Consider the following 14,432-nt stretch of genomic DNA (forward strand, 5'->3'; position numbering starts at 1 on the left):
GCCAGACCGCGATCGAGCATCTGGATTGCGGGCTGCATTCTATCGTCTGCGTACCGAGCGCGAATTCAGACGGCTCGGCTCGCACGAACTACAGCCCCGAATGGCCCCGCTCAAAAACTATCCATCAACAATTACTTTGTGCATCCTGCATAACACAACTATGATCTCCAACATAAACTTTTTTCCTGTACCAGCTTTCGAGCTGCTCGCACGAGCTGCTTTCAAAAAGCATTTCATAGTTTGTGCGGTTGTTTGTGGATTGGGGGAAATCAACGGAGAATGGCCCAACGCGGCGTTTCGTAGCAACGGCAGTAAACCCAAGGGTAAGCTGCTTTCTGGGGTCAAGGCAGCTCTTGAGCGTCTCGGACCGCTCGGATGGGAGGCGCTGCTAGAGCACCACGGGCTCGATCTCTCCGCGGATGATCTCGCACACGAGCTATCGCGACCGTTGCCCCGCATAGACCGGTCCTTCCCCGGCTTCGAAGATTTCGCCCACGAAGGCAATCGCGGGGTCGAGCCGGGCGCACCCGCCAGAAATCTCCTATTTTCCGCCTTTGCGTCCCCTCGGATCACGAGCTTTCGACATCGCGGACGCCTCACGAAGCTGAAGGGATTCCCACCCTCACGGAGATCGAAGCGCTCGAGAACACGTATTCGGCCATCAGCCGCCTTCAATCGACGATCTGCGCGCTCGAGCCCAAGGGGCCCGCTTGGCCATCGTGGTCTTCGCAACCGAATACAGGGCGGCTCTGGGACGAGACGAGGTCGGCGGCGGCCGCTCCTGTGGCCCATCGAGCAAGGCTTACGCCCACCGGGGCAGGCACGAGGAGGACTGTCCGGCGACCCCAGACGTTGGCTCGGTGCTTTCGGATTCGGAAGGTATGTCTGTGTGAGGCTGGGCCCTTTCTATGTTCATTGAACTTCATGGCATGTTTGGTCTCAGCCGATAAGGCGGCTCTATCGGCTAGATCGAGACGTTCGCATGCTAGGAAGCTCAGCTGTCGATAAGCTGACGAGGTCAGCTTATCCGATCGGCTAACATGTGCTGCGACGGTCTGCCGCTGTATATGCCGAAACTCGCCTGAGCAGGAGGCTCGGCTTCCGCGAGGCTCCTGACAAGCTTGTCAAAGGAAGCCGATCGACAACCAGGGCACGGCTGCGACGAGGACACAATGACGCTCGCGCATGCCATAGGCAATCCGCTTCTCCCGCCCGGGCCACAGTCGACAACCCCGGTTGGAAGCCGGGATCTTCTTTTGTGGCCATCCAACGCTCGATCGTAAGCCGCAGGTGTCGGCTGGTCTGCGCTCCTGCTCTAGCTCAATCGATTGGTGGAGATCTTACGTCACATAAAGTCTCCATCCGAATCGGACTCTGGTGAAGGTTCATCATCACTCGGCGTTTTGACTTTGGAGAGATACATCGGAGAATTGGTTGCACGTTGCCATTCACCATCCCTATATCTCCACTGTCTGGACTGGGTGGGATCGAGTACCATATCATCGTGATCTACATGAACGAAGCCCATTTGTTCTGCACGGGCTCTCGCTTCATCATTAGCAGGACGCCAGTTCACCAGCGGCCGTTCGCCGTCTTGCCGTAGTTGGTGCTCGAGCAGAATATCGCCGGCGTTGCCGACGAGCGGATGAGCAACCTGAAAATCCACGATTGATGTGACGTCGGTTCGTCCGGGGAACTGTTCTCGCCACCGTTGGCTGGTGAACTCAGTCGCCATAGGAAATCCGGCTTCCGTTCTTTGGAGGCCGACGCTCCTATTTCCCAGTTGGTAGCTGTAATATCGGGCGGCATCAGAATCCCTTCGGATCGCGTAACTGCTAGCGACATCGGCGGTGCGCCTAGCTCTTTCGGATACAAATTCTGAGTATTCCTGCGGATTGTTGGCGATGTGATTGATCTCGTCACCATGAAAACTCCTCACCCTTTCCCGGAATTCGGCTTGGTCGATCTCAACAACGGGAGATCTTGAAGTGAGGTAATAACTCGGCTGCGAGGATGAGCTGGCACCCGAATCCTGCAATCCCATTCTACCGAACGCGTCCGCGAAATAGTCAGCATTCCTGTGCTCCGGGGAGCTCGCGTAATGATACTCATCAGCGGATGGAATATCCGACCAATTATTAATTCGACCGCCCATGGCGACCACACTCCTATGGCTGTTGCATTGTGTTCAGGTCATTAGACCTGACCCCGCCGATAAGCAGCTTAGCTGTCCGTAAGCTGACGCCGACAATAAACGGAAAGCAAAATTCTCTGAAACGGTAGAGCGAGCCGGCGAGCGCGCGCAGTTCGACACCGCGCTCGCCGAAGCGTCTTCACCCAAAATGCCAGAAAGCTGCAAATCTAAATTTTAAATGGCTGTCACGCGCACCGACCTGGATCGGCTCGATCTGAAGCTTCTCATGCTGCTGCAGGAGAATAATCTGCAGACCGCTGAGGAATTGGCAGAACGCGTGGGACTTTCGCCGACTTCTTGCCTGCGCCGGCTCAGGCGGTTGCGCGAAAACGGGGCGATCATATCCGACGTCTCGATCATATCGCCTTCGGTCGCCGGCAAACGGGTCACGTCGATCGTGCTTGTGGCGCTCGAGCAAGAGCAGCTCGACCTTCTGCACACCTTTAAAAATCGAATGAGCGCCTATCCTGAGGTTACGCAGTGCTACTACGTAACGGGTTCGGCTGATTTCATTCTCGTCGTCAATACTGGCTCTATGGAGGAATATGGGGCTTTCACCGAGCGAGCATTCTTTCCCGACAAAAACATCAAGTCGTTCAACACATATGTATCGATGCAGACCGTCAAGTTCACCACCCGGATTAATCTTGACGTATCGTGATTGGCCGGGCCCTGTTCATGCCTTTTGCGTTCCGCTCCAAACCGAAAGGTCGGTAGGCCCTTCCGTGGCAAAGAGCAGAACCTTGGCGGACTGATCGAGCCCAAGCCCCTCTCGGTCCTTCTCTTCGGCCGCCCGTAAGAGGCCTGCCAATCCCGCCGCTCCCGATTCTCCGACACGAAGACGCTGATCGCCTGAAACGCCCTCATTAAGCAAACGTACCGCGTCCGCGGCCTCTTCATCCGTTATCGTGATGTAGCCGCTGCTCAGCTCTTGGATGATGGGCCAGACCAACAACGATGGGCGTTGGCATTCGAGCATCGACATGTTCGTCGCAGGCCCCGGCGGGAGTCGCACGGGCATCTTGGCTCGGGCGCTCTCGTAAAGGCATGCCGACAGTTCTGGCTCGACGATCCAAAGATGAGTATCGCCCCCGAATAGCCCCCGTGCCGAGCCATGGCCGAACACACTTGCAGCAAGACCTCCCACACCAGCCTGAACCAGAACATGCGTAAATGGCTTTGTCTGTCCTGCCGTGGCTGCAATAATTTCGTCGATCAGTATCGAATACCCCTGGACCACAAACGTGCAAGCAGTGTCGTCCTCCCCGGGGCCGACCGTATCGGGGACGGCGATCCAACCGTTCTGCGAGGCAGCCTTGGCCGCAGCCTCGACGGAGTCGTTGTAATCTCCAGCCACGCGCACGATTGCAGCGCCGAGCCGCGAAATATGAGCAGCCCGCTCGTCGCTCACACCCTGGTGGAGATATACAACAGCCCGCGCACCGATGAGGCCCGCTCCGGCCGATACCGAACGACCGTGATTGCCGTCCGAAGCACATGAAAATGTGAGCTCCGAAAGCATAGACCGCACGCCAGGCTCCGCCAGTTCTGCAGGCAAAATCGAGCGTCCAGTCCGCCTCTCAACGTGCTTCATTGCGAGCTTCAGCACTGCGTAGGCTCCGCCGAGCCCCTTGAAGCTGCCTATGCCAAGCCGCTGTGTCTCATCCTTGATCCAGATTTCGCCGAGACCCAGCTTTTCCGCCATATGCGGCAAAGAAATCAAGCTGGTCGGTGCATAGTGCGGACAGGCCCGAAGAAGGCGCAGAGGATCATTTCCTGCGTTGCGGTCGCACCACCAAGGAGCCTTTTTCAATTCGGGGGAGCGATTGCGCAGTAGAAGGGGTCGATGGTTCGCAAGCGTCTCCGACAGAGTTTCCGCGGGCTTTGAAGTGGGGACCAAGGTCATCCTCCTGGCAGGCAAGTACGGTCTTCGCAAACCACTTTTGCCAACCCGCGAGGCCGTTTGGCGCTATCTATGAAGCCGCAAATGACGGATTTTGGCGTTGTGGACCTTAAAATGGCGGGTTTGGGCTCTTCTGTCAGGCATGTTTCCAGAGATTTGCTGATCGAAGACCGGTAGTGCCTGCGAATCTCTCCATCTACCGTATCGCGAAGAATGGACTTCAGGTGCATAATATTCGAAAGCCAACTGCAAGCTCGATCAGCAATCTTTCCGATGCCGACGTCGTTCGCTTGCGAGCAGATACGCCTGGCGTTGCGCACCGAATCCACCTTAATAATGCCGGCGCTGCGTTGATGCCGAGCCCCGTCGTCGATGGCATGGTCGCATATCTCCAGCGGGAAGCCACAATCGGCGGCTACGAAGCGAGCGCCGAGAGCACGGCGCGTTTGCAGGGCGTATACGATAGCATTGCTCGACTAGTCGGCTCAAAGCGCGAAGAAATTGCACTGACTGAGAATGCCACTCTGGCATGGCAGCGCGCCTTCTATTCGCTCCGCTTTGGCCCTGGCGACCGAATTCTCATTAGCTCCGCAGAGTTTGCGGCAAACTATGTTGCGCTTTTGCAGGTTGCCCGCCGTACGGGCGCACGGGTCGAGGTTATACCGGAAGACGCATATCAGGTTCTGGACCCGGAGGCGCTGGAGCGCATGATTGATAAGCGCGTAAGGCTGATCGCCATCACGTGGATACCGACGAATGGCGGCTTAGTGAACCCAGCTGAAGCCGTGGGACGCATCGCACGCGCTCATAGCGTTCCCTACCTGCTGGATGCGTGCCAGGCTGTTGGTCAGATCCCCGTTAATGTCCGCGCACTTGGTTGCGATATGCTGACGGCAACAGGACGGAAATTCTTGCGTGGTCCGCGCGGAACAGGCTTTCTCTACATGCGAGACGATTTCCTCAAGGACATCGAACCCGCCATGATAGACCTGTTTGGCGCACCTTGGGTTGGACCTGAGCGCTACGAACTTAGGCCCGACGCACGACGATTCGAGACTTGGGAAGCGAACTACGCGGCGCGGCTTGGACTTGGTATCGCCGCGGACTACGCGCTTTCGATTGGTATCGAGAGGATCGAACAACGTTGCCGCCAGCTTGCGAACCAGTTGCGAGCAGCACTTGGCACCGTCCCTGGGGTCTTGCTTCACGATCTTGGAGAACGTCCGGCTTCAATCGTGTCGTTCACAGTACGGGGCGCAGGTGCCCGCGAGGTCATGTGCAAGCTTGCAAGGCACAAGATTAATGTATCCGTCTCGCCACCAGCAAGTACACCGTTAGATGCAGCGCGCAGAGGTCTGCCTGACATTGTTCGCGCATCCCCCCATTACTACAATACGATTGATGAGGTTCACACTCTCGCGTCAGCGGTCAGGGGAACTGCCGCGTAGTCGCAGGCTGCGAGCGGCGCCGATTGGTCAAACATGTCCAGTTTGCGATCGCGGCCTAGCATGTGGCTTATCGAGGGGTCGCCGTTCGGATCACGTCTCTCCATCCTCCATAGGCGGCCTCCGCGTCACTCTCTTTTTCATCTTTTCTCCTCCGGCGCTTACACCTTGGTAGTTTGCGGAACTCCGGGTTGTGGAGTTGCACAAAGAGCTCCATAGCAAGCTTTCTCACCCTTGTAGTTGGCGAGCGTTTGGACCAACGGCGACATAAGTTCTTGTTTCAGCTCGTTGGGGAGAGGCTCAGGACCGTCCAGCGACTTCAGCGTCACCTCGACCAACTCGATCGCACGATCCTTGTTGCCGCTCTCGTAATAGTACTGGGCGACCGCCGGATAGGACAGGAACTTGGGAGCCTGGCCGCGTTGCGGAGGATTCAGTGCCAGGATGTGTTCGGACAACTCCTTACCCATCGCAAAGCGCTCGGCGGGCGGCAAGTGGGAGTTGTCATTCGCCGGATCGAAAAGTGGGCGCATCGCCCGGGCCATCCACAGCTCGGATTTCTTGTCTATTGCATCGCGAACCAATTGGCTCATGACCGGCAAGCCGGTCTGCAAGTCGCGCACTTTGTGAAGCAACAGTTCCGCACGGAGCACGCGGAAGTCGACGTCGTCCGGCATCACCGCGACGGCCTCTTCGAGCACAGAAAGCGCCTTCGCCCAGTCCTCCGCCTCCATCGCTGGCGTAAGTTTAGCAAAGATCGGTTCAGTCAACGCTCGCTTGCGCGCCTCTTTTTCGCCTTCAGCGATCCGCTCTTTATCGGCGTTTCTAGCTTCATCGCTGGTGCGCCAGCCGCCGTTAAGGATTTTCGGCAGAACGCCATCGAGTTCCGTCGGAAAACCGATAAAGGCGATGTGGCCGTCACGGTCGACGACGAACGAGTTGGGAATCCCGACAGAAAGACTGGCATCCATCCAAAGCTTGTCCATTTTCTCTGAGTCGAATCCGACCCGGTAGTTGAGGTTCGGCAACTTTTCGCTCAACCATGCGTCCAAGTTGGTTCGGGCCTCGTCCGTCGTTCGAGCTTGTTCATAAGCTGCGACTCCGACGACCTCAACTCCGCTGTCTCTATATTTATCTTGCAGCTCCACCAGATGGGGCATGGCGGCGACACAGGGTTCGCACCAAGTTGCCCAAAATTCGACGATGTACACTTTTCCCGGCTGGAAGCTCGTGAGGGGCTCGCCACGCAGCCAGTTCTCCACCGTGATCGGAGGAGCAGGAGACTCTAAACCCAGCACCATGTTACTCTCCAAAGTTATTGTCAAAGGCTGCGCGGCGTTTTGCGCTAGCTGATCTCTGATCGGGACCGCTAGTGGGGCTGCCGGGGCTGCCTTGATGTAGACGCGCTGCCGCGAGCAAGATCCGCAGCGAATGTCGTGCCGCCGCGCTAAGGGCGACGACACACAAGATCATACGCAACAAGCTCTTCCTTTCACACGCGGGCCACATCGGTTCAAGGAAGGAGAGCATCGCTGGTCTCGCGTTCGGTGCGCTCAGCACGTTCAGTAGTGCTGCACCCCAGTAGCAACGTCCGTGCCACCATCGTCTTCGCGTAAGTTTTTGACTGCGCAATCGCCACGTATCTGCGTCCCTGCGACACACCGGTTGAGCCGCAACGCTTGCGCTGCTCTGAGTGACGCTTCAAAGGTGAGGAGAGCGCTCCAGCTCCGTGATCCGGTCAACCTCACTCGAGGTGAAGTTATCCGCGCATTGCCGAGCCTGCCCCCGGGGTTCCGGACCCGATCACTCGCATGGCTCTGCATCAACAAGTCCAACCAAAGCATGGCCGCTCAAAACAATGGCAGCGGCCTTCGAGCGATCACCTTCGAAAACAGACCCTTCTCTTTGGCCTGTGCCACGTGCGCATTTTGTCAGAATACACGCGCTCATGTCTGACCCCCCCCTCCGACTGTCTACGACGACACATTCCGTAAAAAGGAAGCGAGAGTGCCTTTTCTGTAGTGCTGGCCCAAATCCTGCAACGGCTCTCGGCGCCAGGAGGTTTGGTGCCGGCAACAGGATGGGAGTGGAGTTTGGGCCTCGATCCGTCAATCGACACTGCAGTTGCCGCACCGGAAGTCGTTTATCTGTACCACGCTGGGAGAACGACGTTCCCGCGTGCCACGGCCTCGCGCGGCATCGGTCATCCCACGGCGAAACTGCTTTTAGAAGAGGGCCGGCGTATCTTCAGTTGCACGCGGTCCCCTTTGGTGGCGAGGGATGTCAGTGGGATTCGGAGACAGACAACGATGTCCACGTAAATCTAGGCATTCGTCCAACTGTGCCGCGCGCCACCGCCAACGTCGGGGAACGGCTCGCTGACGCACCGTTACACCTATTGAGCGACAATGCGGCATTTCGCCATAGACACAGGACCATACGCTGATGGCGTCATTTCGAAAGCTGGATGAGGCGGCTGCATCTCAATCTGTCTGGCCTGATCTTCCTCCCGTAAGATCTCTTTCCCGAGTTCGAGGCGGCCTCGGTAGTGATCGTCGACATGACTCGATCGACAACCTAGCGGCTCTACCGTTTCGCAGCACCGCCATCGGCCTGCCACGTCAAGGCTGACGGTTGCCTGCTCACCTGAAGCGAGGCGTCAATACATGATCGATGAACTGGATCTGCGAACTTTCACACCACATCCGCAACGTGACGCTGTGCTCGGAGAAGTGCACGCGCGCCCCTTCATGCGCCTTGTTTCGCCGTTCAGCGTGATCCACTTCGCTTTTCTTGCACAGGGCGAGGCGGCCACCAGCGATCGCTGCCGTTTTATCGATTTTTGCCTCGAGCGCAATCTTACGCCGCCTGAGCAATCGGCAAAACTTCATCAGATTGTCATCGGGCCTGCTGCGCTACGCTGGGAGCAGCATTCGGAATTTACAACATTCACCTGGATCTGGAGTAACGCAAATTGTTCTGCCGCAGACCAATTTGACAAGGTTGACGGTACCGTCCGATCGCTGATCCGCGCGTTGCGTCAGACCGGACAGTTGCTGGTCGCGATCAGGCTAGAAGTGGAGCAGGACACCTCACCGACCAGGCGGGCCGAACAGATTTTTGACAAGAACAGCCTGGCCATGGTTGCCACAAAGAGCGGCGCAGCCGTTGCCGCCTCAGACTTCCGCGTAGACGAAAAAGGCTTCACGAAGATCCTCGTCTGCGACCTCGGGTTGACATCGCACGATCTCGGAGCGCTGGTGCAGCGGCTCCTGGAAATCGAGACCTACCGTCCATTGGCGCTGCTTGGCCTGTCGGCGGCCCTTGAGCTTGCACCATCTGTTGATCGCATTGACCGCCGTCTTGTTGAGGCGCTCGAGAAAATGCAAAGCGGTCAGGGGCTGCAGTTCAACAACCATCTGCTTGCAGAGCTGACGGCGCTGGCCGCATCCTTCGAAAGAGGCGCGACAAGCAGCCTGTTTCGATTCGGCGCCAGCAGGGCCTATAACGAGCTGGTCCAATCGCGATTATCCATTATTGAAGGCAGCGATGTGTCGGGGTATCCAACCTGGTCGTCGTTTCTGGCACGCCGAATGGCGCCGGCGATGCGAACCTGCGCAACTGTGGAGGATCGTCAGGCGACTCTGTCGGTCAAGCTCGCGCGTGCCACCGATCTGTTGCGAACCCGGGTCGACGTCGAAATCGAACGACAGAATCGTGACCTGTTGCAGGCTATCAACGAGCGCGCGAGACAGCAACTTCGGCTGCAGTGCACGGTCGAAGGATTGTCGGTCGGGGCGATAGGATATTATGTGGTCAGCCTGTTTAGCTATCTTGCCAAGGGCGCGCATGATGTCGGACTGCGAGTAGAGCCCTCGTTCCTGACCGCAGCCTTCGTGCCGATCGCGGTCGGTGTGATCTGGCTGGTGAGTTACAATGTTCGAAAGCGGCACCTCAAGCACGACGACGCGCCGTCAGTTACTTGAGACCAAAGCTGCTTGAGGTCAGCTTGAGGATCGCACCGTAGAACGCACCGCCGATGTTGATGTCGCCAGTCACGGTGGTCTGGATGTCTTGCGGGCCGCTGATGGTGTTGCCGACCCATTTCAGCTTCAGCGGCGCGAGATAGCCAAGATCGTCGGCGAGCTCGATAAACGTCACCTGCCCGGCCCAGCCCTGATAGCGGATTTCCGTCTTCTCGAGCGGCGGCTCGGCGAAAGCCGGCGCTCCGAGGCCGAGCGCCAAGGCACCGGCGAGCAGCAACTGCGCGGCGCGATGCCGCGCGCGGGCAAATCGAAGCAGGGAATTCATCCTGGCAAATCCGGTCGTTGGAGCGGACTCAGGCGGCCTTGGCCGTCTGCGGTTTCGACGCGTTGACGCGAGTCACGCTGCGACGGCCGTCGACGCTGAGCGGCACCTCGCCATCGATGGTGACGCGGCGCACAACGCGGTGCTGATCGCCGTAGTCATTGACCGCGTAGTGCTGGGTCGCGCGGTTGTCCCAAATCGCAATGTCGCCGGCCCGCCAGGTCCAGCGCACCGCATTTTCCGGCGTCGTGATGTGCGACTGGAACAGCTCGAACAGCTTTTGGCCGTCATATTTCGGCAGGCCGACGAAGCGCTGGACGAAATTGCCGAGCACGAGCGTGCGCTCGCCGGTTTCGGGATGGACACGCACCACCGGATGCTCGGTTTAGTAGATGGTGCCGGTGAACACCTCGTCGAAATGCTTCCGGTCCGCCTCCGTCGCCCGCGTCTTCACGGCGTAGTCGTAGGCGTTGCTGTGGACCGCCCAGAGCCCGTCGGCGAGCTTGCGCAGCGGTGCCGGCAGGTCGCGATAAGCCGCCGCCGTATTCGACCACACGGTGTCACCGCCATAGGGCGGGATCACCACGCCGCGCAGCACCGAAATTTTCGGATAGGCGTCGACGAAGTTGATGTCGGTGTGCCACTGATCGGCACGGCCGCCAACGCGGCCGGAGTCCAATTCCAAGATCGAGGACGTGCCATTGGTGGCGCCGACGGTCGGATGCGGTATAAGCTTGCCGAGCCGGACCGCAAAGCGCTCCTGCTCGGCATCGTCGCCCTAGTCGCGGAAGAAGATGACCTTGTGCTCGAGCAGCACCTGGTTCATGGCGCGGATGACGTTGTCGGACAGATCGCCCGACAGTTTTATGTTCCTGATCTCGGCGCCGATCCGTGCCGCGCGCTTGACGATGTCGGCGCGCGGAATGACGTTGTCGATGGTGGTCGTGCTGCTCATGTCCGTGGTCTCTCTTTGTGATTGTCTGGACAAAGCTCCGCCATGCGCCGGTCAGACCGGCGATAGCGAGTGATGGGGTATTTCCTGGATTTCGGTCCTGGGTGGGACCCGCTGCCATGTGCGCCGGTAGCTAGCTCGACAGCGCACAAGTCCCGGCGGTACAGCTCTCCGCCATCGTTTCGGCGCAACAGCGCCCGCACGGAGCCGAGATCAGCCGCGAACGAGTGGATCGGATCGCCGCATGGTGAACGACCTCGCTTGGACGTTGCCGATGGTAAAAGCGATTGCGATCCAGTCAATGAAACGAAACCAGCTTTGTTTTTCGTTGCGGGCAATGATCGCTTCGTTGGGAACACGGACATGGAAATATTTGCGGTCATGCGCGTCCCGTCGGCCGGTTCGCGCACTCCGCAGCAGCAAGATCGAACCAACCGGCGTACGAAACGACTTGAACGCACTCGTCTCTGATCGGCGATCGGTTCACGGGATTCATGCTCGGGGCCAGCACAACAATGCAAATTCATTTCATCGACCCCTTTGCGGCCGTCGACATAGAGTCTCGTCGCATGCGCAGGCGACAACGCCGACACCCGGCGCCAACCTTTGCGAGCCGGGCTACGGGCAAGCGGCAACTTTCTCTGAACTTCTTCATCTATCCGCCTTGTACTCCAGCCGGCGCGATGATTTTGATTGAGCAGGTCTGCGGCAAGGATCTCTCTGGATTGTTCGCCGTCGTCGTCGGTCGCTCGAACATCGTCGGCAAGCCCATGGCCAATCTCTTGCTAGCTGCCAATGCAACCGTAACGGTCGCCGCATAGCCGGACCAGGAATCTGGAAGCAGTTTGCCGTCACGCTGACATTCTCGTCGTGGCGTTGGCCTTGCACGCATGATCAAAGGCGACTGGATTAAGCCGGGCGCGACGGTAATCGACGTTGGCATCAAATCGGATGTCGGTAAGCGCTAAAGCGCTTACGGATGTCGCTGGGCGAGTCGCCTGGCAAGATTAAGCTGGTCGGTGATGTCGACTTCGACAACGCGGCGCCAACGCCGGCGCAATCACGCCTGTCCCCGGCGGTGTCGGCCTATGACAATCGCGATGCTGATGGCCAACACGCTACGCGCCACATGCCTGATAGATGGCCTGTCACCACCGTCGTTCTAAATAGGTGAACTGACCAGAAAAGCCGGACCGCAGCTGCGTGCGCTCGCAGCAACAAGGAACTGCACCACAGCGTGTTAGATTCGTCACGTCGGGTCCGGCATCGACATGCCTTGGACTGGACTGCTTCAGACCGGCGGAATGCGCTCTTGCGATTTGCACACAGGCACGACTCTGCAAGACGGTTTGAGTCGTCCTCCAAGCCTATTCTCCAGCCGGATCTGAGCAACTGCATGATCGCCCCGGACGGACGGCTAAAATTATCTGTTTTTGTCCAAAACCTAATCAATGCCGAGAAACGGGGTCGACTTTCGGTGGCCGTCGCGCCTCGGATGGCCACTTCATCGCTAATCCGTTCTGGTCCACAGCAACTTTGCTCACTCCATTGCCTGAACAAGCGCCGCCGTAACATAATCAACTGGGTGCGAGGCGTCGACGGTTCTGAGCAATCCCTTGGCAGCGTAACAATCGCTCAGCAGCCTGATCTCATTTGCGTAGGCTGTCAGCCGCACGCTGAGCGCCTCTTCATTGTCGTCGGCCCGCACCGGCTTCCCAACGCGAGCGTGCATGGCTCATCCCAGGATCCGGTCCAGCAACTGCTTCTCGCTGACCTTCAGCTCGAGGACGTGGCTCAATTCATGGCCCTTTAGGAGATGGTCAAGGCTTTCAGCTTGGGCAACCGTGCGCGGAAATCCGTCTAGGATGAAACCTCGATCCGAGGCAGGCTTTGCAATGCGCTCGGCGATCAACCCGATCACCAGACCGTCCGGGACGAGCTCGCCGCGCTCCATGATCTCCGCCACGTGTCACCCGATCGCGGCTCTCCCAGATACCGCTGCGCCGCAGCATGTCACCAGTCGAGAGCTGCGGGATCCCGAGCGTCTGGGATAGCCTGACCGCCAGCGTTCCCTTCCCGGCGCCAGGTGGTCCTAAGAGAACAAGCCTCATATCGTTCCTCCGTCAAAGTCGGCTTCGAATGGCTGCGCGGGTCAGTGGCGCATGCCGGATCACCATCACACCGATGTTCGTGGCCGATTAAGCCGGCCCGTTCTTCCCGTTCTGGCGGTTCTTGACGAGATCACCGACCACGGCGGAATCGGCCAGCGTCGAGGTGTCGCCGAAGCTGCCCGGCTCGTCCTCAGCGATCTTGCGCAGGATACGGCGCATGATCTTGCCGGAGCGGGTCTTGGGCTGGCCGGGCGCGAACTGGATCTGGTCGGGCGAGGCGATGGGTCTGATTTCCTTGCGCACCCAGGTCACGAGCTCCTTGCGCAGATCCTCCGTCGGCTCGACGCCGGCCATCAGGGTGACATAGGCGTACATGCCCTGCCCCTTGATGTCGTGCGGGAAGCCGACCACGGCAGCTTCCGAGACCTTCTCGTGTGCCAGCAGCGCGCTCTATCCGCGGTGCCCATGCGGTGGCCGGAGACGTTGATGACGTCGTCGACGCGGCCGGTGATCCAGTAATAGCCGTCAGCATCACGCCGGCAGCCGTCGCCGGTGAAATACTTGCCCTTGTAGGTCGAGAAATAGGTCTGCTGAAGCGGGCGTGATCGCCGTAGACGGTACGCATTTGGCCGGCCAGGAGCGGGTGAGGCAGAGATTGCCGGTGGTCTCGCCTTCCAGCACCTTGCCGTCGGCGTCGACGATTTCAGGCACCACGCCGAAGAACGGCTGCGTCGCCGAGCCCGGCTTGAGCTTGGTTGCGCCCGGCAGCGGCGTGATCAGGATTCCGCCGGTCTCGGTCTGCCAACAGGTGTCGACGATCGGGCAGCGATCGTCGCCGACGACGCGGTGGTACCATTCCCAGGCTTCCGGATCGATCGGTTCGCCGACCGAGCCGAGCAGGCGCAGGCTCGCGCGCGAGGTCTTCTTCACCGGCTCGTCGCCGCCCTACATCAAGGCGCGGATCGCGGTCGGCGCGGTGTAGAAGATGTTGACCTTGTGCTTGTCGATGACGTTCCAGAACCTGGAATTATCGGGATAATTCGGCACGCCCTCGAACATCAGCGTGGTCGCCCCGTTCGCCAGCGGGCCGTAGAGAATGTAGCTGTGGCCGGTGATCCAGCCGACATCGGCGGTGCACACAATTCATGCGGCGTAACCGTTCGCTGTCCAGTTTTTGCGCGCTGAAATGCGCCAGGATCAAAAAGCGGAGCCAGCGCTGTTGCCGATGCGATGAGCCGGTGGATTTGTTCGCCATATCCGAGAAGGCTTCAAGCGCCTTCGCTGCCTCAGGCGAAACCCACTCTTCAAGTGACTGCCGGGAGAAGACAGCTCTACGACGAAGCCGGTCGACAAGCTGCCGGTTTAACGATCAGGCGTTCGAATTCCTGCAAGTGGTCATTGTATTGCGCTTGAGTAAGCCGGCCGAGCTCTCTCGGAAGGATATTTGTAAGCGTGTACCCACCTTCACGAGACCAGAGCGTAAGCCGCGCCGCAGGCAGGCTCTTGTCGCTCTGCCGTT

At 58.9% G+C, this 14,432-nt stretch carries 9 protein-coding genes and 4 pseudogenes; 4 read left to right on the forward strand and 9 right to left on the reverse strand.

Annotated elements, in window-relative coordinates; genetic code table 11:
- Nucleotides 1-1,345: 1,345 nt before the first annotated feature.
- The gene (locus P6U27_RS29240) at nucleotides 1,346-2,155 is read right to left on the reverse strand and encodes an effector protein NopP (protein ID WP_283809907.1); all 810 of its coding nucleotides are present in this window, start codon (nucleotides 2,153-2,155) and stop codon (nucleotides 1,346-1,348) included.
- Nucleotides 2,156-2,372: 217 nt separating this feature from the next.
- Here P6U27_RS29240 and P6U27_RS29245 point away from each other — a divergent pair, with 217 nt between their 5' ends.
- Complete coding sequence (locus P6U27_RS29245; RefSeq protein WP_122405115.1) at nucleotides 2,373-2,855, forward strand: Lrp/AsnC family transcriptional regulator; 483 nt, start codon at nucleotides 2,373-2,375, stop codon at nucleotides 2,853-2,855.
- Nucleotides 2,856-2,870: 15 nt separating this feature from the next.
- Here the strand turns inward: P6U27_RS29245 and P6U27_RS29250 are convergent, their stop codons facing one another.
- The gene (locus tag P6U27_RS29250; RefSeq protein ID WP_407192972.1) at nucleotides 2,871-4,094 is read right to left on the reverse strand and encodes a diaminopropionate ammonia-lyase; all 1,224 of its coding nucleotides are present in this window, start codon (nucleotides 4,092-4,094) and stop codon (nucleotides 2,871-2,873) included.
- A 260-nt stretch (nucleotides 4,095-4,354) separates the two neighbouring features.
- Here P6U27_RS29250 and P6U27_RS29255 point away from each other — a divergent pair, with 260 nt between their 5' ends.
- Entirely contained in the window at nucleotides 4,355-5,545 is a 1,191-nt protein-coding gene (locus tag P6U27_RS29255) for an aminotransferase class V-fold PLP-dependent enzyme (protein ID WP_407194494.1), read from the forward strand.
- A 158-nt stretch (nucleotides 5,546-5,703) separates the two neighbouring features.
- Here the strand turns inward: P6U27_RS29255 and P6U27_RS29260 are convergent, their stop codons facing one another.
- Complete coding sequence (locus P6U27_RS29260) at nucleotides 5,704-6,843, reverse strand: TlpA disulfide reductase family protein (protein WP_407192973.1); 1,140 nt, start codon at nucleotides 6,841-6,843, stop codon at nucleotides 5,704-5,706.
- A 1,365-nt stretch (nucleotides 6,844-8,208) separates the two neighbouring features.
- On the opposite strand from P6U27_RS29260, the gene P6U27_RS29265 reads away from it, so the two are divergent.
- Nucleotides 8,209-9,528, forward strand: coding sequence for a DUF3422 family protein (locus tag P6U27_RS29265; protein WP_122405118.1), 1,320 nt, complete (start codon nucleotides 8,209-8,211; stop codon nucleotides 9,526-9,528).
- Here the strand turns inward: P6U27_RS29265 and P6U27_RS29270 are convergent.
- Nucleotides 9,521-9,853, reverse strand: a complete 333-nt coding sequence (locus P6U27_RS29270; RefSeq protein ID WP_244607765.1) for a hypothetical protein — start codon at nucleotides 9,851-9,853, stop codon at nucleotides 9,521-9,523. The genes P6U27_RS29265 and P6U27_RS29270 overlap by 8 nt on opposite strands.
- A gap of 28 nt (nucleotides 9,854-9,881) precedes the next feature.
- Nucleotides 9,882-10,805 (reverse strand): annotated as a pseudogene (locus tag P6U27_RS29275) (TauD/TfdA dioxygenase family protein).
- Between the two features lie 566 nt (nucleotides 10,806-11,371).
- Between P6U27_RS29275 and P6U27_RS29280 the strand changes: the two are divergent.
- Nucleotides 11,372-11,770, forward strand: a pseudogene (locus tag P6U27_RS29280) (hypothetical protein).
- Between the two features lie 572 nt (nucleotides 11,771-12,342).
- On the opposite strand, the gene P6U27_RS29285 reads toward P6U27_RS29280, so the two are convergent.
- The 4 genes and pseudogenes from P6U27_RS29285 to P6U27_RS29300 all read right to left on the reverse strand — a co-directional run.
- A complete protein-coding gene (locus P6U27_RS29285) occupies nucleotides 12,343-12,534 on the reverse strand; it encodes a hypothetical protein (protein ID WP_407192974.1) in 192 nt (63 codons plus the stop codon).
- A gap of 3 nt (nucleotides 12,535-12,537) precedes the next feature.
- Entirely contained in the window at nucleotides 12,538-12,768 is a 231-nt protein-coding gene (locus tag P6U27_RS29290; RefSeq protein WP_407192975.1) for a nucleoside monophosphate kinase, read from the reverse strand.
- 79 nt (nucleotides 12,769-12,847) lie between these two features.
- Nucleotides 12,848-12,913: pseudogene (locus P6U27_RS29295) on the reverse strand (adenylate kinase); the annotation flags it as partial.
- A gap of 87 nt (nucleotides 12,914-13,000) precedes the next feature.
- Nucleotides 13,001-14,050, reverse strand: a pseudogene (locus tag P6U27_RS29300) (AMP-binding protein); the annotation flags it as partial.
- Nucleotides 14,051-14,432 lie beyond the last annotated feature (382 nt).

The sequence above is a fragment of the Bradyrhizobium sp. STM 3566 genome (assembly GCF_045571445.1).
GTDB lineage: Bacteria > Pseudomonadota > Alphaproteobacteria > Rhizobiales > Xanthobacteraceae > Bradyrhizobium > Bradyrhizobium vignae.

Coding starts and splice junctions, on each gene's coding strand:
- P6U27_RS29240 (WP_283809907.1), bottom strand. CDS start 2,155: ATGGGCGGTCGAATTAATAATTGGTCGGATATTCCATCCGCTGATGAG.
- P6U27_RS29245 (WP_122405115.1), top strand. CDS start 2,373: ATGGCTGTCACGCGCACCGACCTGGATCGGCTCGATCTGAAGCTTCTC.
- P6U27_RS29260 (WP_407192973.1), bottom strand. CDS start 6,843: ATGGTGCTGGGTTTAGAGTCTCCTGCTCCTCCGATCACGGTGGAGAAC.
- P6U27_RS29265 (WP_122405118.1), top strand. CDS start 8,209: ATGATCGATGAACTGGATCTGCGAACTTTCACACCACATCCGCAACGT.
- P6U27_RS29270 (WP_244607765.1), bottom strand. CDS start 9,853: ATGAATTCCCTGCTTCGATTTGCCCGCGCGCGGCATCGCGCCGCGCAG.
- P6U27_RS29285 (WP_407192974.1), bottom strand. CDS start 12,534: ATGCACGCTCGCGTTGGGAAGCCGGTGCGGGCCGACGACAATGAAGAG.